Annotated in this window: 13 protein-coding genes and 1 pseudogene; 1 reads left to right on the top strand and 13 read right to left on the bottom strand. The window is 35.5% G+C overall.

From position 1 onward, the window contains the following. Position 1 precedes the first annotated feature (1 nt). The 6 genes from cas9 to hflX form a co-directional block, all read right to left on the bottom strand. Positions 2-3,160, bottom strand: coding sequence for a type II CRISPR RNA-guided endonuclease Cas9 (cas9, locus tag MUA88_RS04905; protein WP_262605896.1), 3,159 nt, complete (start codon positions 3,158-3,160; stop codon positions 2-4). A gap of 1,041 nt (positions 3,161-4,201) precedes the next feature. Continuing rightward, complete coding sequence (locus tag MUA88_RS04900; protein WP_262604993.1) at positions 4,202-4,546, bottom strand: DUF6176 family protein; 345 nt, start codon at positions 4,544-4,546, stop codon at positions 4,202-4,204. Between the two features lie 166 nt (positions 4,547-4,712). Next, the gene (gene glnA / locus MUA88_RS04895; protein ID WP_262604992.1) at positions 4,713-6,053 is read right to left on the bottom strand and encodes a type I glutamate--ammonia ligase; all 1,341 of its coding nucleotides are present in this window, start codon (positions 6,051-6,053) and stop codon (positions 4,713-4,715) included. A gap of 23 nt (positions 6,054-6,076) precedes the next feature. Continuing rightward, a complete protein-coding gene (locus tag MUA88_RS04890; protein WP_262604991.1) occupies positions 6,077-6,445 on the bottom strand; it encodes a MerR family transcriptional regulator in 369 nt (122 codons plus the stop codon). A 185-nt stretch (positions 6,446-6,630) separates the two neighbouring features. Continuing rightward, on the bottom strand, positions 6,631-7,875 hold the full coding sequence (locus MUA88_RS04885; protein WP_262604990.1) for a methionine gamma-lyase family protein: 1,245 nt from the start codon (positions 7,873-7,875) through the stop codon (positions 6,631-6,633). A gap of 7 nt (positions 7,876-7,882) precedes the next feature. Next, positions 7,883-9,121, bottom strand: a complete 1,239-nt coding sequence (gene hflX / locus MUA88_RS04880) for a GTPase HflX (protein ID WP_262605895.1) — start codon at positions 9,119-9,121, stop codon at positions 7,883-7,885. A gap of 109 nt (positions 9,122-9,230) precedes the next feature. Here hflX and MUA88_RS04875 point away from each other — a divergent pair, with 109 nt between their 5' ends. Continuing rightward, positions 9,231-9,704, top strand: a complete 474-nt coding sequence (locus tag MUA88_RS04875) for a glutathione peroxidase (protein WP_262604989.1) — start codon at positions 9,231-9,233, stop codon at positions 9,702-9,704. Between the two features lie 214 nt (positions 9,705-9,918). Here the strand turns inward: MUA88_RS04875 and hfq are convergent, their stop codons facing one another. The 7 genes and pseudogenes from hfq to MUA88_RS04840 form a co-directional block, all read right to left on the bottom strand. Further along, positions 9,919-10,125 (bottom strand): RNA chaperone Hfq, encoded by a 207-nt coding sequence (gene hfq / locus MUA88_RS04870; protein WP_262604988.1) that lies wholly within the window; start codon positions 10,123-10,125, stop codon positions 9,919-9,921. Position 10,126: 1 nt separating this feature from the next. Then, on the bottom strand, positions 10,127-11,074 hold the full coding sequence (gene miaA, locus MUA88_RS04865; RefSeq protein ID WP_262605894.1) for a tRNA (adenosine(37)-N6)-dimethylallyltransferase MiaA: 948 nt from the start codon (positions 11,072-11,074) through the stop codon (positions 10,127-10,129). Beyond that, positions 11,067-12,011 (bottom strand): alpha/beta fold hydrolase, encoded by a 945-nt coding sequence (locus MUA88_RS04860; protein WP_262604986.1) that lies wholly within the window; start codon positions 12,009-12,011, stop codon positions 11,067-11,069. The genes miaA and MUA88_RS04860 overlap by 8 nt, the downstream gene beginning before the upstream one ends. A 293-nt stretch (positions 12,012-12,304) precedes the next feature. Beyond that, positions 12,305-13,974, bottom strand: a pseudogene (locus MUA88_RS04855) (glycerol-3-phosphate dehydrogenase/oxidase). A gap of 123 nt (positions 13,975-14,097) precedes the next feature. Further along, complete coding sequence (gene glpK, locus MUA88_RS04850; RefSeq protein ID WP_262604984.1) at positions 14,098-15,603, bottom strand: glycerol kinase GlpK; 1,506 nt, start codon at positions 15,601-15,603, stop codon at positions 14,098-14,100. Positions 15,604-15,653: 50 nt separating this feature from the next. Beyond that, positions 15,654-16,469 (bottom strand): MIP/aquaporin family protein, encoded by an 816-nt coding sequence (locus tag MUA88_RS04845; protein WP_262604983.1) that lies wholly within the window; start codon positions 16,467-16,469, stop codon positions 15,654-15,656. A gap of 370 nt (positions 16,470-16,839) precedes the next feature. Then, complete coding sequence (locus MUA88_RS04840) at positions 16,840-17,373, bottom strand: glycerol-3-phosphate responsive antiterminator (RefSeq protein WP_262604982.1); 534 nt, start codon at positions 17,371-17,373, stop codon at positions 16,840-16,842. Positions 17,374-17,390 lie beyond the last annotated feature (17 nt).

Raw genomic sequence — 17,390 nt, 5'->3', positions numbered from 1 at the left:
CTTATCCTTTTTTAAATACAAGCTGTGGTGCTTTTGGTCTTTGTTGCTTGTACATATTTCCTAAAATATCAGTGTGGTATTTTTCAATGTTACTTATTTTGTTACCAATAGTTGGTAATAAACGTCTAGATTCTTTTACATTGTTACTCTTAACATAATCTGTTTGTCTAATATGAATTTTATCAACTTCAATCCGGTTAGTTTTATTATTATTCACACCAATAACTCTATATCTATTTCCATTAATTGCAATAATATCGTTTGTATAGAAACTTCCAATAAAAATATCATTTCCAAAAATTTTCTTTTCATTTTTCAGATGATTATAATATGTTTGGTCAATTACATAATAATTTTTTTTATTTTCCAAATCAATATATGGAATACTAATCATTTTAAATCCTTTTTCGCCCTTATAGATATCAAATCTAAAAGAACTTTTTGAAAGCTGAACTACTTTATTTTTAGTCGAATTATATTTTTTAGTTATATCTAAATGTTCACCCAATCTATCACCGTAGTATTTCAACTTACGAACAGCTGGACCATTGCCTTTTTTAGCATATTTTGTTAAATAGTGTCCTGTTTCTTCATAATACTTTGCGAGTGGGTTTTTCTCATCGCTATATTGTTCCATAATAGTAGCTAATTTTTTAAAAGTTTGTGTATCGTGATGATACATTAAAAAGTTTTCTGGATTCTTATTATAAAGCTTTTTCACTTTGTCATTAGACTTATCATACAGATTTTTCAAAGTATTAATCACATAAGTTTCGTCATTCTTTGTTCTTGTTGAATATATTGTGTCATTTATTAATTGACGATTTGGTTTTTTATCGACACGATGTGAAAATTTGGTGATATTATAATTTTTTATATCTTCAATTTGATGGTAACCACCAAATACTTCTTCATACTGGTCTTCACTTTTTACCGCTGACGTGTTTTCAGCAACAGCCAATTCCGAAACATCTTTAAGTTCTTTTAATAATTTATGTTCTTTAAAAAGAAAATCTGCTTTTGCGATTATAAGCGCATCTTCTGCATGGTGTTTATATCCTTCATTACGGTCTTTCTTGAAGCGCCATCTTTTACGTAAAAAGTCAGTAAAGCTACCGTTGATTGTCTTAACTTTTACATCAAGGTTATTAATACTGAAATAAGCTTTTAGCAACGTTGTCAATTCTCTTGTTGTGTAACGTGTGTCTACGAGATTTCTATTGACAAACTCTTTCTGAATATCATATTTATTAATATCTCTTTCTTCCAATAGATATTCTCGTTTTTTCCTACTCATTCTATCTTTATTCTTTGCAAGATTTAACACATGTTGCTTAAATTCTGCATAACTAATATCTGCATCAGATGATGTTAAATATTGATATGGTGTGCGATTATTTTTCTTTGCATTTTGATTACTACGCACTAACACTTTATTATGCATTGAATCATCAAATGACACTGATCTTGGAATGATATGGTCTACTTCGTAATTTTTAGGATTACGTAATAAATCCTCAAGTGGAATGGCTTTTAGTGAATATAAACATTTTCCTTCCTGTGCATCATGTAACTTGATTTTTTGAATCAGTCTTTTTGCATTTTCATTCCCATATTCTTTAATAATTTCTTCAATTTGTTTTCTTGTTTTTTCATTCTTCTTTTGAATGTCATTTAAATACTTACGTTGTTCAGCTGAATTAGACTCTCTTGCTAATTCGATAATAATATCTTTTGGTAAACCATACTTTTTAATAATCGCGTTAACGACACCAATTGCTTGTTTAAAAGATCTTTTAACAACTGGTGATAATATCGCATCTTCAATCATATTAGTTGGAATATTTTTCAACCCTTCTAGTTCAAACTTTTTAGGACGTATATTTAAGTATGTGAAAATTTCCATTTGGTTCTTTTGAGAATGCCATAATTCATCAATAACCATGTTCATGCATTTAAGCGATAAACGATGAGTCCCTGTATAACCAGTAAACTCAGCAATTGCATGTTTATCACTTTCACTTAGTAAGTGCTCCAGTTGTCCGAGTTCTTCAATAATTGAATCTTTATCTTGATAAATCGTTAATATCTCTGCTATTTGATCCATTAAAGAAATATCTTCTAAAATAGACTGATCTTTTACAGCATTTTTTAAATCATGAAATAATTTAAAGTTTGTAAATTGTGGTTTTCCTGACTTAGTAATACGATATCCAGAAATATCAATTTCATCTACACCAATTTCTTTAGCAATTTGTTTTAACGTTGGATTTTTCTTTTGTTTAAATACATTTTCAATAATATGATACTTTTCAAAATACTCTAGTTTGTTATTTTCATCTCTTGAAATCGTTAAATTATTCAAATCATTAAGCGCATTAAATAAATCAGCTGTATACGCATATTTCACACTTCGTAATTCTTCTGGAAAATATGTACAATGTCCCATCATAAGTTGATACCATTTCTTTATATCGGCATCCCAACCATATGGACTTCCTTTCCCTGGCCCTTCAAAATATTCACGACGCGTTTCTACTAGTGTTATATATTTATTTATAAAATCATCATCAATCTCTGAATGAAATTGTTTTTGCGTATCTAACAGTTTTTTGACTTCACGAATAATATCTTTTGTATGGAATCTATTTTCAACGCCTCGAACTTTACCCTCAGTGTCTAAGCGCTCTTTTTGAAGTTCACATACATATCGATCTTCAAGTGCTTTTGCATTTTTATTAAGTTGATCTTTAGTTGATAGACTGCCTGAAGACGAATCATCATCACTCATTGCAATATTAACATTATGGATTCCACGACGTTTGGCGATATGTAATAAAGCTACTGCTAGTTCATCTTTAGATAATGCTTCAGTTAAACCTTTAACTCTTATATCATATGGCTTATTATTAACCGGCTGTTCTTCTGAAATAATTTTATATTCTGACAATAAATCTTTAATTCGGTCTAAACGATGTATACGCCTTCTCATTAAACGCCTTGCACCACGTTTTGCTCGTCGACCTAAGTTGTTATCTGCATTAGCTTCAGGAAATAAACGAACACCTGCGTCTATAATTTTCTGAGTCTTAAAATCGATTAACCCATAGCCTACTGAGCCAATCCCAATATCAAGACCTAAAATATATTGATATGACATAGCATAACCTCCTAATTCAAATACAATTTAATTATAAGTGAATTATCTGATTTTTAAAATATCATCTTAAATTTAGACGGGATTTAATTTTTATAGATTACAATAATAAATAATGATTTTAGAAATCATAAACAAAAAAATCCCACCTATTTAATAGATGGGATAAACACGACATATAGTCTTGTTTTAGTAGATTCTGTAATTTTTAGGTATAAGTATAGGCCGTCGCCTATACTTATACCATACCAACTTATTTAAAAATCGTCAAGATATTCTTTAATAATTCTCAATAAATTTTTAAGGATAGTATATAATTCTATACCAAAAATCAAACCTTAACATATTAAAATAATTAAGGATTCAAAGTGCAAAGCCACTTATTCTCAAAAAGCACATAAAAATATAATAATATGCACTAGAGATTACAGGCGAACTTATGAATTAAGTAAGTTACAGAGTACTAAAACATGTGGATACTATAATCGAATGAATAGAAAGTCTCACTTATACCTAAAATTACAGAGTACTAAAACTTACAGCCATCGTTTTATGACCTAGTCTTTGTTTCACTTATACCTAAAATTACAGAGTACTAAAACGTAAAGCGTGGACGTGGTGAAGCCATTGGTGTTTCACTTATACCTAAAATTACAGAGTACTAAAACCTTCGTCATCTATCACAATCTCTTGTATCAGTTTCACTTATACCTAAAATTACAGAGTACTAAAACGCTGCACGTATGCGTATTCTTCTAGACGAGTTTCACTTATACCTAAAATTACAGAGTACTAAAACCACTATCTGCTGTAATCTTCTCTTTAGAATAGTTTCACTTATACCTAAAATTACAGAGTACTAAAACCTCTAGCGTCATTATACCCTAGATTTTTTAATTAATCAGCAAATACTTTAAATTCTATTTATAGATCTAGCCAAAATAATTTTCATTTTATTTTCCATCTATGATACTTACTAGATCAGTTTCTTAAAAATTATTTTAATTTTGCTCAATCAACCTTCATCTTCTGTTATTTCTTCCCTTATTTCATAACATTTCTTATTCTCTCAGGAATCATTACAACCCTAGCATCTATGTCAACAGGTGCAGCAGTCATATCTATACACTCTTCCCAGTATTCTATGTGTTTTTTATCAATCCAATGCTCAGAATCCGAAACATCTTGACCATTTTCCCCTTCAATTGAATACCAATATAAATATTCGACTCCATCAAGTGTTTCTTTAAAAATTGTTTCAACAAACATTTTTTCGTTTTCAAGCGTAATCAAAACATCTTTCATATGCTCATTCAAAAAATTCAACCATTCTTCAACTTTGTCCGTTTTTCCATCTTTCACTTTATATCTCGTTAATTCTGTTTTCATTAAAATCCCCTTCTACCCCTATATTTTCATTCCATCTTTCTTTCCAACTATATGTACTGAATCTTTAAGAAATATAAATGCCCATAAGTTGACCAACTATTATTGTAAACAACCAATTTGAAAAGTAAAAAACCCTCAAGACCTATAGCCTCAAGGGTTTCAAATATTAGTATTGTTTCATGTATTGTTCAATTTCCCATTTCGAAACTTGCGTACGGTAGTAATCCCACTCAATTGATTTAGAGTTAATGAATTGGTTGTAGATGTGCTCACCTAGTGCATCTTTTACCACTTCATTTTCACGCATTGCTTTTAATGCTGTGTAAAGTGTTGATGGTAAATCTTCAATACCTACCGCTTCACGTTCTTCACGGTTCATTTCATAGATGTTTTGGTTAACTGGTTTTGGTACTTCTAATTTATTTTTAATACCATCTAAACCAGCTTGTAAAATCGTTGCAAGCGCCATATATGGGTTTGCTGCTGGGTCGACTGAACGGATTTCTACACGTGTTGACAAGCCACGTGAAGTTGGGACACGTACTAATGGTGAACGGTTTTTACCACTCCAAGCGATATAACTTGGAGCTTCGTAACCTGGAACTAAACGTTTGTATGAGTTAACAAGTGGGTTACATACTGCTGTATAACCACGTGCATTTTTCATACATCCTGCAATAAAGTGATATGCATCTTTTGTTAATTGCATTTCGCCATTTTCATCATAGAAAGCATTTTCTTTGCCTTTGAATAATGACACGTTAAAGTGCATACCGCTTCCGTTTACACCGAATAATGGTTTTGGCATAAATGTTGCATGTAAGTTGTGTTTACGCGCAATTGTTTTAACAACCAATTTGAATGTTTGGATGTTGTCACAAGCTGTGATGGCATCTGCATATTTGAAGTCAATTTCGTGTTGTCCTGGTGCAACCTCATGGTGAGATGCTTCAATATCAAAGCCCATGTCTTCTAATTCAAGTACAATGTCACGACGGCAGTTTTCACCTAAGTCTGTTGGTGCTAAGTCGAAGTAACCACCATGGTCATTTAATTCCATTGTTGGTTCGCCTTTTTCATCAAGTTTGAATAAGAAGAATTCTGGTTCAGGCCCTAGATTAAAGCTTGTGTAACCAAGGTCTTCCATTTCTTTTAAGACGCGTTTTAAGTTACTACGAGGATCTCCTGCGAATGGTTTGTGTTCTGTTGTATAAACGTCACAAATTAAACGTGCAACTTTGCCTTTTCCTGCTGTCCATGGGAAGATTACCCAAGTATCAAGGTCTGGATATAGGTACATATCTGACTCTTCAATACGAACAAATCCTTCAATAGAAGAACCATCAAACATCATTTCATTGTTTAAAACTTTTTCCAATTGACTCACAGGTACTTCAACATTTTTGATTGTGCCTAGAATATCCGTGAATTGTAATCGTAAATAACGAACATCTTGTTCCTCGGCAAATCTTCTAATGTCATCTTTCGTAAACTTTTGCTTTGTCATTGCATTCTGTCCCCCAGTAAGAATTATTTAAAAAAGCGCGATAAGTCGCCACGATTCAGTGGAATGGATTCATGTTGTGGTTTTTGCGTCGTATCCACGATCATTTGTTTTCTTAGACGCTCTTCTTCATCATTTAATGTACTGCCATCTTCTGCTAACATAATTTGCTTAATCCCTTTCATGTTAAATCCCTTTTCCAATAGATGTTTAATAGAAAGTAGAATTTCAACATCATTTAATGAAAAAAGTCGTTTGCTTCCATCTGTGCGAAAGGGATGGATCAGTTCATGTGTTTCATAGTAACGAATTTGTCTCGGTGTGAGCTCCGTTAACTGACTAACAACACGCATCGGAAACACTGGCATATTACGTCGAATTGTATCATTGCTCATCTATGCCATCTCCTTGAACTTTTGAACTGTCTTAACATTAGCACAAATTTTTCTGCATTTCAAAAATATGTAAGAAAACCTTACATGAAATTTAACCTTTAATGTTATACGTTTTAAAGATATTGGTCTCATTGACTTTTCACACATACAAAAACCCCCACCTTTCATAAGATGGAGGTTAAAATCTAAATGGAAATAAGTCCTTCGTTTAACATTTTTTCAACGGCACGTGTCACGGCAATTTTAACATGTTCGTATGTTAAACCACCTTGAACGTATACTTCATATGGTGCACGGATTGGACCATCTGCAGTCAATTCAATTGATGCACCTTGAATAAATGTTCCTGCTGCCATGATCACATCGTCTTCATACCCTGGCATATAGCTTGGTTCAGGGCTGAAGTGTGCATTGACAGGTGAAGCAGCTTGAATGCTCTGGCAGAATTGAATCATCTGTTCTGCACTATTAAATGAAACAGTTTGAATTAAATCCGTTCTTGGTGCATCGTAACTTGGTGTTGTCTGCATATTACAACGTTCCAACAACAGACTTGTAAATAAGGCGCCTTTTAAACTTTGACTTACCACATGTGGACTCATAAAGAAACCTTGATACATTTCGTGCAATGCATTCAATGAAGCGCCTGCTTCCTTACCGATACCAGGTGCCGTTAAGCGATAGCCACAACGTTCTACAAGATCTTTGCGGCCTGCAATGTATCCGCCGATTTTCGCAAGTCCTCCACCTGGGTTTTTAATCAGTGATCCTGCAATTAAATCTGCTCCTACTTCAATTGGTTCACGTGTTTCCACAAACTCACCATAACAGTTATCTACAAACACAATCAATTCTGGATGGACAGCTTTAATTTGTGAAATAGCCTTTTCAATTTCATCTACTGTAATAGATGGTCGTTGATCATAACCTTTTGAACGTTGTATCGCGATGACTTTTGTTTTAGGCGTCACAGCTTCTAATACGGCTTTGACATCTATTGAACCTTGATTCAGTGGTACTTCTTGATATTCAACGCCATATTCTTTTAAGCTCTCAATCCCAGAACCATTGACCCCGATTACTTCAAGTAACGTGTCATAAGGACTGCCAGTGATATACATCAGTGCATCTCCAGGTTTCAACAAACTTTGCAGTGCTACCGTAATTGCGTGTGTTCCTGAGATAATTTGCAGTCGTACCAATGCATCCTCTGCTTTAAATGTTTCAGCATATACCGCTTCTAAATGATCTCGACCAAAATCGTCATAACCGTATCCCGTTGAACCTTGTAAATCTGTTTCTGTAATTTTAACTTTATGAAAAGCATCTAGCACTTTTGCTTGATTGTCATAAGCGCGCTTCTCTATTTCTTTAAAATATGGTGTGAGTGTTTCTTCTACTTCTGTAATCAATTGTGATAAGTCTTTCATGTTCTCGCTACTTTCTATATTTTTTATATCCTTCAACTCTATAATTGTTTGTCGTTTCATCAAACTCAAGATACGTTACAAGGGTGTGTTGCTTCAAGTCATACAACTGTTTCGCTTCATGACTCGGTACTTCAATTTGATAATACGTCATCTGTTCTTTCATTTGAGAAATCAATATGGATTTTACTTTTTCAATATCATCTTCATTTTTTGAGGATACGAATACCATTGGTTTGTTTGTCACTGGACGTGGACCACTGTGTAGGTCTCGCTTATTAAACAAGACGATTTGTGGAATGTTATCCATATCTAATGTCTTGATCAAGTCATTTACAGTATCATATTGCGATTTATAATCTGGATGACTTGCATCGACAACATGTAATAACATATCGGCACGTTTCGCTTCTTCTAATGTTGATTTGAATGCTTCAATAAGTGTTGTTGGCAATTTTTGAATAAATCCAACTGTATCTGATATCACTACTTCAAATCCTTCATTCAATTTCAATTGACGTGTTTTTGGATCCAAGGTCGCAAATAGCTGGTCTTTTTCGTAAGTACCAGCCTCCGTTAATGTATTAAACCAAGACGATTTCCCAGCATTCGTATAACCGACCAGTGCGATTTGAAAGATATCTTGTTGGTCACGCTTTTGACGATAGCGTTCTCGATGTGCTGAAACTTCTTCCAACTTTCGCCTGATTTCTGTCATACGCGTTCGAATATGACGACGATCCGTTTCTAACTTCGTCTCACCAGGGCCTCTTGTCCCAATTCCTCCCCCGAGACGTGACAAGCTCTTACCATGCCCCATCAAACGTGGTAGTAAGTAATCCAATTGTGCATATTCAACTTGTAGCTGCCCTTCTCGACTCTTCGCTCTCAAGGCAAATATTTCTAATATCAACTGTGTTCGATCAATAATTTTAATGCCTAGCCTTTGATTTAAGTTTTTCGATTGGGCTGTTGTTAACTCATCATTTGCGACTAACACGTCGATTTCATGAAATTCAATAAAATCTTCTATTTCTTGTAGTTTCCCTTTTCCGACATAATAACGTTGATCTACAAAGTTTTTACGTTGTGAAAAATCACCTTTAACATCAAGTTCACATGTATTCGCCAATGCCTCTAACTCTTGCATTGTACTATCAAAATCATATTCTGATTGATAGAGGTCCACCCCTATCAATACTGCTTTTTCACGTACCTTTTTTGTCGAGATTGGTTTTTGTTTTTGCATGCTTATCACCATATATTCTTTAGACATAATACACATTATTGTATCACAGAGTGCCTATTAAGACTATGCACTCGGAATGTGCTATATTATTTATAAAGGAGTGGTCGTTATGAGTTTATACGATATCGAAGTAACTAAAACAGATGGTACAACTTATCCACTTGAAAAATATAAAGGTGAGGTTTTACTCATTGTCAATACAGCAAGCGAGTGTGGCTTCACATCACAATTTGGTGGATTAGAAGAATTATATCAAACATACAAAGACCAAGGATTTACAGTACTCGGTTTTCCTTGTAACCAATTCGGTAAACAAGAACCAGGGACAGGACAAGAAGCCGAAACAAACTGTAAATTAAACTATGGCGTCACTTTCCCAATGCATGAAAAAATTGATGTAAATGGCGAAAATGCACACCCACTATTTAAACACTTGAAAGAACAACAATCTGGTGTATTAGGAGAAAATATTAAATGGAACTTTACAAAATTCTTAATCGATCGTAACGGTGAAGTTGTACACCGCTATTCTCCACAAAAAACACCTGAAAAGTTAAAAGGTGCCATTGAAAAGATATTATAATCATACAAAAACAAGCGTGTCACACGATGTGAAGCGCTTGTTTTTTAATAGAATCACATCTCAAAAAAATGCTCATGATTTCGATTCATTAAAAAAAGCACCACACGCTCAAATGGTGTGATGCTCCGAATCATGACACAATGTTCAATGATAAATCCTCTTTTTAGCAGAATTTCGACTTAACCAATATATTGGTGTTGAGGTCGGTTCAAAGTTATTGTGCTCCCTCTACAAACGTACTAATTGCATGCTTATAGATTAAATGATGTCGATCTTGTGAGAGAAAGTCAATGACATACTTATCATAGTCGTGCAGTTTTCCACGCAATTGGAAACCGTTCGTCAAAAAGACTGTCAGTTCCTTCTCCTCATTCTTGAAAGTTTCAAGGTACTCATCTTGAATGTTTCTTTTCTCAACCATTTTACGATCTCCTTTTGTTTATTTGGGTTGTGAGCTCAGATAACATTGAAGTAAGTGACATCTTCTCTCTATCTAACCAGTGAACATCTAATTTGTTTTTGAACCAGGTCATCTGCCTTTTTGCATAGTTGCGTGAATGTTGTTTCAACTGTTCAGTTGCAATCTCAACATCCATATTATTTGTTATGACAGGAATCATTTCTTTATATCCTATGGCTTGCATACTCTGACACGATAAAAAACCTTGATCAATCAGTTCTTGCACTTCATCCAATAAACCTTGAGACAACATGATATCGACGCGTTTGTTTATTCTTTGATATAATGTTTCGCGCGACATTTCTATCCCTGCTATTAATGTATCATAATTTTCTGTTAACTGGGTACTTTTCTTGCGATTACTCATAAGTTTTTTTGTTTTAAAATAATACGCGATGGCACGTTCTACTCTTTGACGATTATTTGGGTGAATCGCTTCTTGAGATACTGGATCAAACGTCCCTAAGTAATCGTGAAGTGCTTCATTTGAATAGGATGATAATTTAACCATTTTCTCTTCTACAAGTTTTGCTTGCTCAGGTGTTACTTGCTCATCATCAAATTGATAGTCATATAATACGGACTGTATGTAAAGGCCTGTACCACCTGCAATGATAGGTACTTTGCCACGAGCAGTAATTTCCTCAATCAAGGGTTTGACGCGTTTTTGAAAGTCAAAGGCTGAGAATGGTTCATCTGGATTCAAAATATCAATTAAATGGTGTGGCACACCTGCCATTTCCTCTTCGGTTATTTTGGCTGTACCGATATCCATTCCTTTATAAACTTGCATGGAATCTCCACTGATAACCTCACCATCTACTGCTTTGGCTAATTCAATACTTAAGGCTGTTTTGCCACTTGCAGTAGGACCTACGATAACAACGACAAAAGGTTTTGATTCACTCATTCTTTTCACTCACTTCTCGTTTTTGTATGATTTGACGACTTATCCATTCTAGCATATGTTTCCATACAGTCTCATAGTCATGGTCAAAAAGGACTTCATGACGTTTATGAGGATAAAGTTGAACAGTAATGTGTTGGACGCCACCCTTTTTGAGTTGGCTAGCAAGACGTCGAACGCCTTTGCCATTTTCACCAAATGGATCATCTTTACCTGAAATTAATAAAACAGGCATCTGTGTATTCATGCGTTGAATAATGTTTACTTTCCCTGTATGCATCATACTTTTTGTCACACTATAAACCAGTTGATTGGACACGTTGAACCCAGAATAAGGATCTGCCATGAATTTATCTACTTCTTGTTCATCCGTACTCAACCAATCACTCGGTGTTCTTGATGGTTTAAACTGTTTGTTGAAGCGACCTGTCACAATATGATTCACCCAGTTTAATCTCTTTTTTCTTCCAAAAATGAGTGTAATCAGTTTTAAAAATATTTTTGCCAGATTCCCTTGCCACTTCGCATAGTAACCCGTTCCACTCAGAATAAGACCTTGAAATGTATTGGGATAAGTCACAGCAAATTGACGTGCAATAATAGAGCCCATTGAGTGCCCTAATACGATACAAGGCAATGTTGTATCAAGATTTCCACGTAAAGTGGTTTGTACTTCATATGCATCAGATACCACTTGTTCCATTGAGTCATAATGACCACGAATGCCTTCAATGTCTACACCATGGCCTCGATGATTATGGCGAATCACATGATAGCCACGATCATTTAGTTTCTCAACAAGTGGTGTATAACGATTCATATGTTCTGCCATGCCATGAAAAATATGTACGATACCCACTGCATCTCGACTTGTTCTATCAAGTTTCGTTTCTAACATGACCCCATCCGACATGGTCATCTTCATTGATTCATGTTTCATAGCCTTTTCATCCTTTCCGTCTAAGTTGTTACTTTAACTTTACCATATGGCAATACTTGAAGGGAGTATAACACCTTAAAATAAATGATAAAATTTATTTAATGAAAAAAATGACGTTTAAGAATTGAATAGAAACACGTATTTTCTAGGGACAAATATCCGTAAATTTATGTAATAGTTTACAGATATTAGCTATTTTATCTAACAAAAAGACCATTAGTAATGGTGTATTCCCAACTAATGGTCTTTTCTCTATTATTTAATGATACACATTGAGGAATCCTATATGGATATTAAGCTTCAGCTGGTTGATGTTGACCAAATCGTGCTTCATCAATTGCTTTTTCAAGCTCTGCTTTGTAGCGTGCTTTTGTTGGTTCATCATAGCCAACAAGATCAGCAAGAATGTCTGTGACGATGTCTTTGTATTGAATAACTGAATCAATATTGAAGTAGATATCGCCTGTACGACGCACGAAGAAGTCAGTTGGTTTTACAACTAATTCATGTTGTACGCCATAGACAAGTTCTACATAAACATCTAATGGTAATCCTGTGTTTTGATATTGCGCGATTTGTGCAATTTCAAAGATTTGATCCACGTTTGAACCATAGCGACGTGCAAAGAATTCAGCAAGTTCTGGATCTAGGTTAAACTTACGTGCTGCTTCTACTTTTTCTTGTACGAAGTTTTCGAAGTTGGCACTTCCACCGACGTCACCGCCAGAAATTGTAATATGTTTTGTATCTACGTCTTTGAATTTATCGCCATATTCTTGTTTAAGACGTTTTTCAACGAGATCCATAATATCAGCAGCCATATGACGGTAACCTGTTAACTTACCTCCCGCAATTGTTAGGAGACCTGATTTACCTTCCCAAACTTCATCTTTACGTGAAATCTCTGAAGGATCTTTACCTTCTTCAAGAATCAATGGACGGACACCAGCCCAAGTTGATTCGATATCACTATCAGACACATCTACTGTTGGGAACATGTAGTTGATTGCATCAATTAAATAATCTCGATCTTCTTGGTTTACTTGTGGATTTGATTTGTCATTGTCATAGAATGTATCTGTTGTACCCACATATGCTTTACCATCACGTGGAATTGCGAAGATCATACGACCATCATGTTCTGTATCAAAATATACCGCTTGTTGTAATGGGAATTTTGATTGGTCGATAACCACGTGTACCCCTTTTGTGAGGCGAAGTTGTTTATTGTTTTTAGAGTAGTCTGCACGACGTACTTCATCTACCCATGGACCTGTTGCATTGACAACTTTTTTCGCATGAATTTCAAATGAATCATTTTCTAAAACATCAGTCACAGCAACACCCGTTACTTTTTCTTTATTGTTATATAAGAAGTTTGTAACTTTTGCGTAGTTAATAATGTCAGCACCTTGTTCTGCTGCTTTTTTCATTACTTCGATTGTTAAGCGGGCGTCATCTGTACGATATTCAACATAGTATCCGCCACCTTTTAAACCTTCTTGTTTCACTAATGGTTCTTTGTCCATTGTCTGTTGTTTACTTAACATTTTTTACGTTCTGACTTTTTAACACCAGCAAGTCGATCGTACATGCCTAAACCGATAGATGTTGAGAACTTACCAAATGTACCACCTTTATGCATTGGTAATAACATCCATTCTGGTGTTGTTACGTGTGGTCCATTTTCATATACAATTGCACGTTCTTTACCAGTTTCAGCAACAACGCCCACTTGTAATTGTTTTAAGTAACGTAAACCACCGTGTACAAGTTTTGTTGAACGAGAACTTGTCCCTTGTGCGAAGTCTTGCATTTCAACAAGTGCCACTTTCATACCACGTGCTGATGCATCTAGCGCGATACCTGCCCCTGTAATACCGCCACCGACAACGACTAGATCATACATACCTTGTTTCATATTTTCTTTAACTACGTGACGTTTTATTGTAGATAAACCCATCTTAAACTACCTCCTAATTGTACTAAAAAAGGAGAGACTTCTCCTACAGACTTATTTAAAGTTGTACGAAAAATCTCTCCAAATCTCGAGTGCTTCTATTAACTTAACGCTAATATAACATAATTATTCAGCATCGTCTAACTTGAATACTTGTGTTGCTTCAACCGCTTTCTTCCATCCTTTGTATAGACGTTCGCGTTTCTCATCTGACATTTCAGGTTTGAATGCTTTTTCAAGTTTCCAATGGTTGCTAACATGAGATTGGTCTTTCCAGAAGCCAGTTGCAATACCTGCAAGATAAGCAGCACCTAATGCTGTTGTTTCTGCGACCTCTGGACGTTCAACATCAATATTCAATAAGTCAGCTTGGAATTGCATCAAGAAGTTATTTTGAACAGCACCGCCATCGACACGTAAACTGTTTACATCAATACCAGAATCTTGTGCCATTGCTTCAATCACATCTCGCGTTTGGTAACATAATGATTCAAGCGTAGCACGAATGAAGTGCTCTTTCTTTGTACCACGTGTTAAACCAAAGATAGCACCACGTGCTTCTGAATCCCAATATGGTGTACCGAGACCAACGAATGCAGGAACAACATAAACACCTTCAGTATCTTCTACGCGTTTTGCATAGTCTTCTGATTGTGGTGCTGATTGAATCATGCGTAAACCGTCACGTAACCATTGGATAGCAGATCCTGATACGAAGATTGAACCTTCTAAGGCATAATGTACTTTACCGTCGATTCCGTAAGCGATTGTTGTCAATAGACCGTGCTCTGACAACACCGCTTCTTCACCCGTATTCATCAACATAAAGCCACCTGTACCATACGTGTTCTTCACATCGCCACGCTCAAAACATGCTTGACCAAATAGTGCCGCTTGTTGGTCACCCGCAATACCTGCGATTGGTACGTTTTGTCCAAAGAAATGATAATCTTTTGTTTCACAGTATACTTCACTTGAAGGACGTACATCCGGTAACATTTGTTTAGGGACATTTAAGATCTCTAGTAATTCATCATCCCATTCAAGATCATGGATGTTGTACATTAACGTACGACTTGCATTTGAATAGTCTGTAACGTGTGCTTTACCACCTGAAAGTTTCCAAACAAGCCATGAATCAACGGTACCGAATAATAAATCACCATTTTCAGCTTTTTCACGTGCACCGTCTACATTATCAAGAATCCATTTTACTTTTGTTCCTGAGAAGTAAGGGTCTAATAATAAGCCTGTTTTCTTACGGAATAATGGTTCATGACCCGCATTCTTCAATTCTTCACAAATAGATTGCGTTTGGCGTGATTGCCAGACAATCGCATGATAGACAGGACGTCCTGTATTTTTATCCCATACTACTGTTGTTTCACGTTGGTTCGTAATACCGATACCTGCTACTTCTGATGGTGAAATATCATTTTCATTTAACACTGCTGCCATCACTGAAATGACAGAAGTCCAAATTTCATTTGCATCGTGCTCTACCCAACCTGATTTTGGAAAGTGTTGTTTAAATTCTCGTTGTGAAATACCACGAATCTCTCCATTTTCATCGAATAAAATCGCTCTTGAACTCGTTGTTCCTTGGTCGATTGCTAAAATATATTTTCCCATAATATGATGCCTCCCTGACGCATTCGTTTTACGCTATTTTTATTGTAATATTAAATTTCTCCAATATCATCGCGTGAAGATTTTTTGTTCATAATTTGTCCAAGTACCAATGTACAAGCCACTAATACAATTGATACGATGGACCATACATTAAATACATTTTCAAATACAAGTAAGTAAATAGCTGCCCCTAGCATACCACCTGCAATTGGTCCTAAAATTGGAACAATCGCATATGACCAGTCACTGTTACCTTTATTATGAATAGGTAAAATAGCATGTGCAATACGTGGACCTAAGTCACGTGCTGGGTTAATGGCATACCCAGTTGGACCACCAAGGCTGACACCAATCGCGACGATTAATGCACCAACGATAAGTGGATTTAAACCGTCTGTAAATTTGTTTGCACCAATGAATAATAATCCTGCAACAAGCACGGCTGTTCCAATAATCTCTGCTAAGAAGTTAGCCATATAGTTACGGATACCAGGCGCCGTTGAGAAGACACCTAACTTAGCACCTTGATCATCTGTAGCACGCCAATGTGGTAAATATGTTAACCATGTTAATGCCGCACCAACAATACCACCTAATAACTGTGCAATAAGGTAACCAGGTACTTGATGCCATGGGAAATCACCTGTCATCGCAAAAGCAATGGTTACTGCTGGGTTCAAGTGTGCGCCTGAGAATTGTCCCACTGCGTAGACACCGAGTGTTACGGCAAGTCCCCAACCGACTGCGATAACAATCCAGTCTGCTGCCTCACCTTTCGACTTTCTTAATACAACATTGGCAACAACACCACCACCCATGAGAAGTAAGAGGGCTGTCCCAAAAAATTCTGCTAAATAAATATTCATTCTCTTTTCCTCCTTAGAAAAAAAGAGACAACTACAACACGCACTATCCCAAATAGACATAATACGAACGCAGAAATCTCTCAGTCTCTTTTCTTATATTAACTTGTTATTTATCATACAATCATATGAAAACGCTGTCTAATCAAAAATATTAATTTGTGAAAAATTGCTGAGGTTATAAGAGAAGCGTTTAGAATTCGAGCAGAATCAAAGCAACGAGCAAAAATCGCTTTTTGATTTTGTCGAATTACGACATTCTGCTGAGAATTCTGATTCTCGAACACTGATATAATGACGTTGAGACAAAAGTGTCTCTCGTATTCTTAGAGCACAAATTGATTATATTTCATTATGAATAAATATAAAAATTCTACCAAAGATCTCGATTACTTGTCGTGACTTGTGATGCACCATGATTAATTGCACGTTGCACTTCCTCTTCTGTGCTAATCAAACCACCTGCAATAACACGAGCACCTGTCTCTTTTTGAATTTGTTGTATCACTTTATCAGCAATTCCCGGTAACACTTCTACATAGTCGGGTTCAAGGCGCTGGATCAGGTCGATGCTACGCTCTAGCGCATGGCTATCAATAATAAATACACGAAAAATCGTTGCGACACCGAGTGCTTTTGCTTTTTTAATGACTTTCATTTTTGTTGAAACAATGCCTTTAGGTTTATAAGTCTGAATTATATATTCACATGCAAATTCATCGTGACTCATCCCTTTAATCAAATCAATATGCATATAAGGTTTGAGCTGATGCTGTTGCATAAATTGCATCACACCTTGTAGATGACCAATATGTGTATCTAATAAGACACACGTTTCATAATCTGTTTTTGCTAGTTTTTCTAGATCTTTCATAGATCGGATGGCTGGTAAAATATAAGGTTTCACTCGTAATTTCCTTTCAA

Source organism: Staphylococcus sp. IVB6240 (genome assembly GCF_025558425.1).
GTDB lineage: Bacteria > Bacillota > Bacilli > Staphylococcales > Staphylococcaceae > Staphylococcus.
Note: the sequence above shows the minus strand (reverse complement) of the source record. Positions and strands in the feature narration are given on the sequence as shown.

Bases quoted from the DNA above. Each gene is read 5' to 3' on its own strand.
- cas9 (WP_262605896.1), bottom strand. From the start codon at position 3,160: ATGTCATATCAATATATTTTAGGTCTTGATATTGGGATTGGCTCAGTA.
- MUA88_RS04900 (WP_262604993.1), bottom strand. From the start codon at position 4,546: ATGAAAACAGAATTAACGAGATATAAAGTGAAAGATGGAAAAACGGAC.
- glnA (WP_262604992.1), bottom strand. From the start codon at position 6,053: ATGACAAAGCAAAAGTTTACGAAAGATGACATTAGAAGATTTGCCGAG.
- MUA88_RS04890 (WP_262604991.1), bottom strand. From the start codon at position 6,445: ATGAGCAATGATACAATTCGACGTAATATGCCAGTGTTTCCGATGCGT.
- MUA88_RS04885 (WP_262604990.1), bottom strand. From the start codon at position 7,875: ATGAAAGACTTATCACAATTGATTACAGAAGTAGAAGAAACACTCACA.
- hflX (WP_262605895.1), bottom strand. From the start codon at position 9,121: ATGCAAAAACAAAAACCAATCTCGACAAAAAAGGTACGTGAAAAAGCA.
- MUA88_RS04875 (WP_262604989.1), top strand. From the start codon at position 9,231: ATGAGTTTATACGATATCGAAGTAACTAAAACAGATGGTACAACTTAT.
- hfq (WP_262604988.1), bottom strand. From the start codon at position 10,125: ATGGTTGAGAAAAGAAACATTCAAGATGAGTACCTTGAAACTTTCAAG.
- miaA (WP_262605894.1), bottom strand. From the start codon at position 11,074: ATGAGTGAATCAAAACCTTTTGTCGTTGTTATCGTAGGTCCTACTGCA.
- MUA88_RS04860 (WP_262604986.1), bottom strand. From the start codon at position 12,011: ATGAAACATGAATCAATGAAGATGACCATGTCGGATGGGGTCATGTTA.
- glpK (WP_262604984.1), bottom strand. From the start codon at position 15,603: ATGGGAAAATATATTTTAGCAATCGACCAAGGAACAACGAGTTCAAGA.
- MUA88_RS04845 (WP_262604983.1), bottom strand. From the start codon at position 16,469: ATGAATATTTATTTAGCAGAATTTTTTGGGACAGCCCTCTTACTTCTC.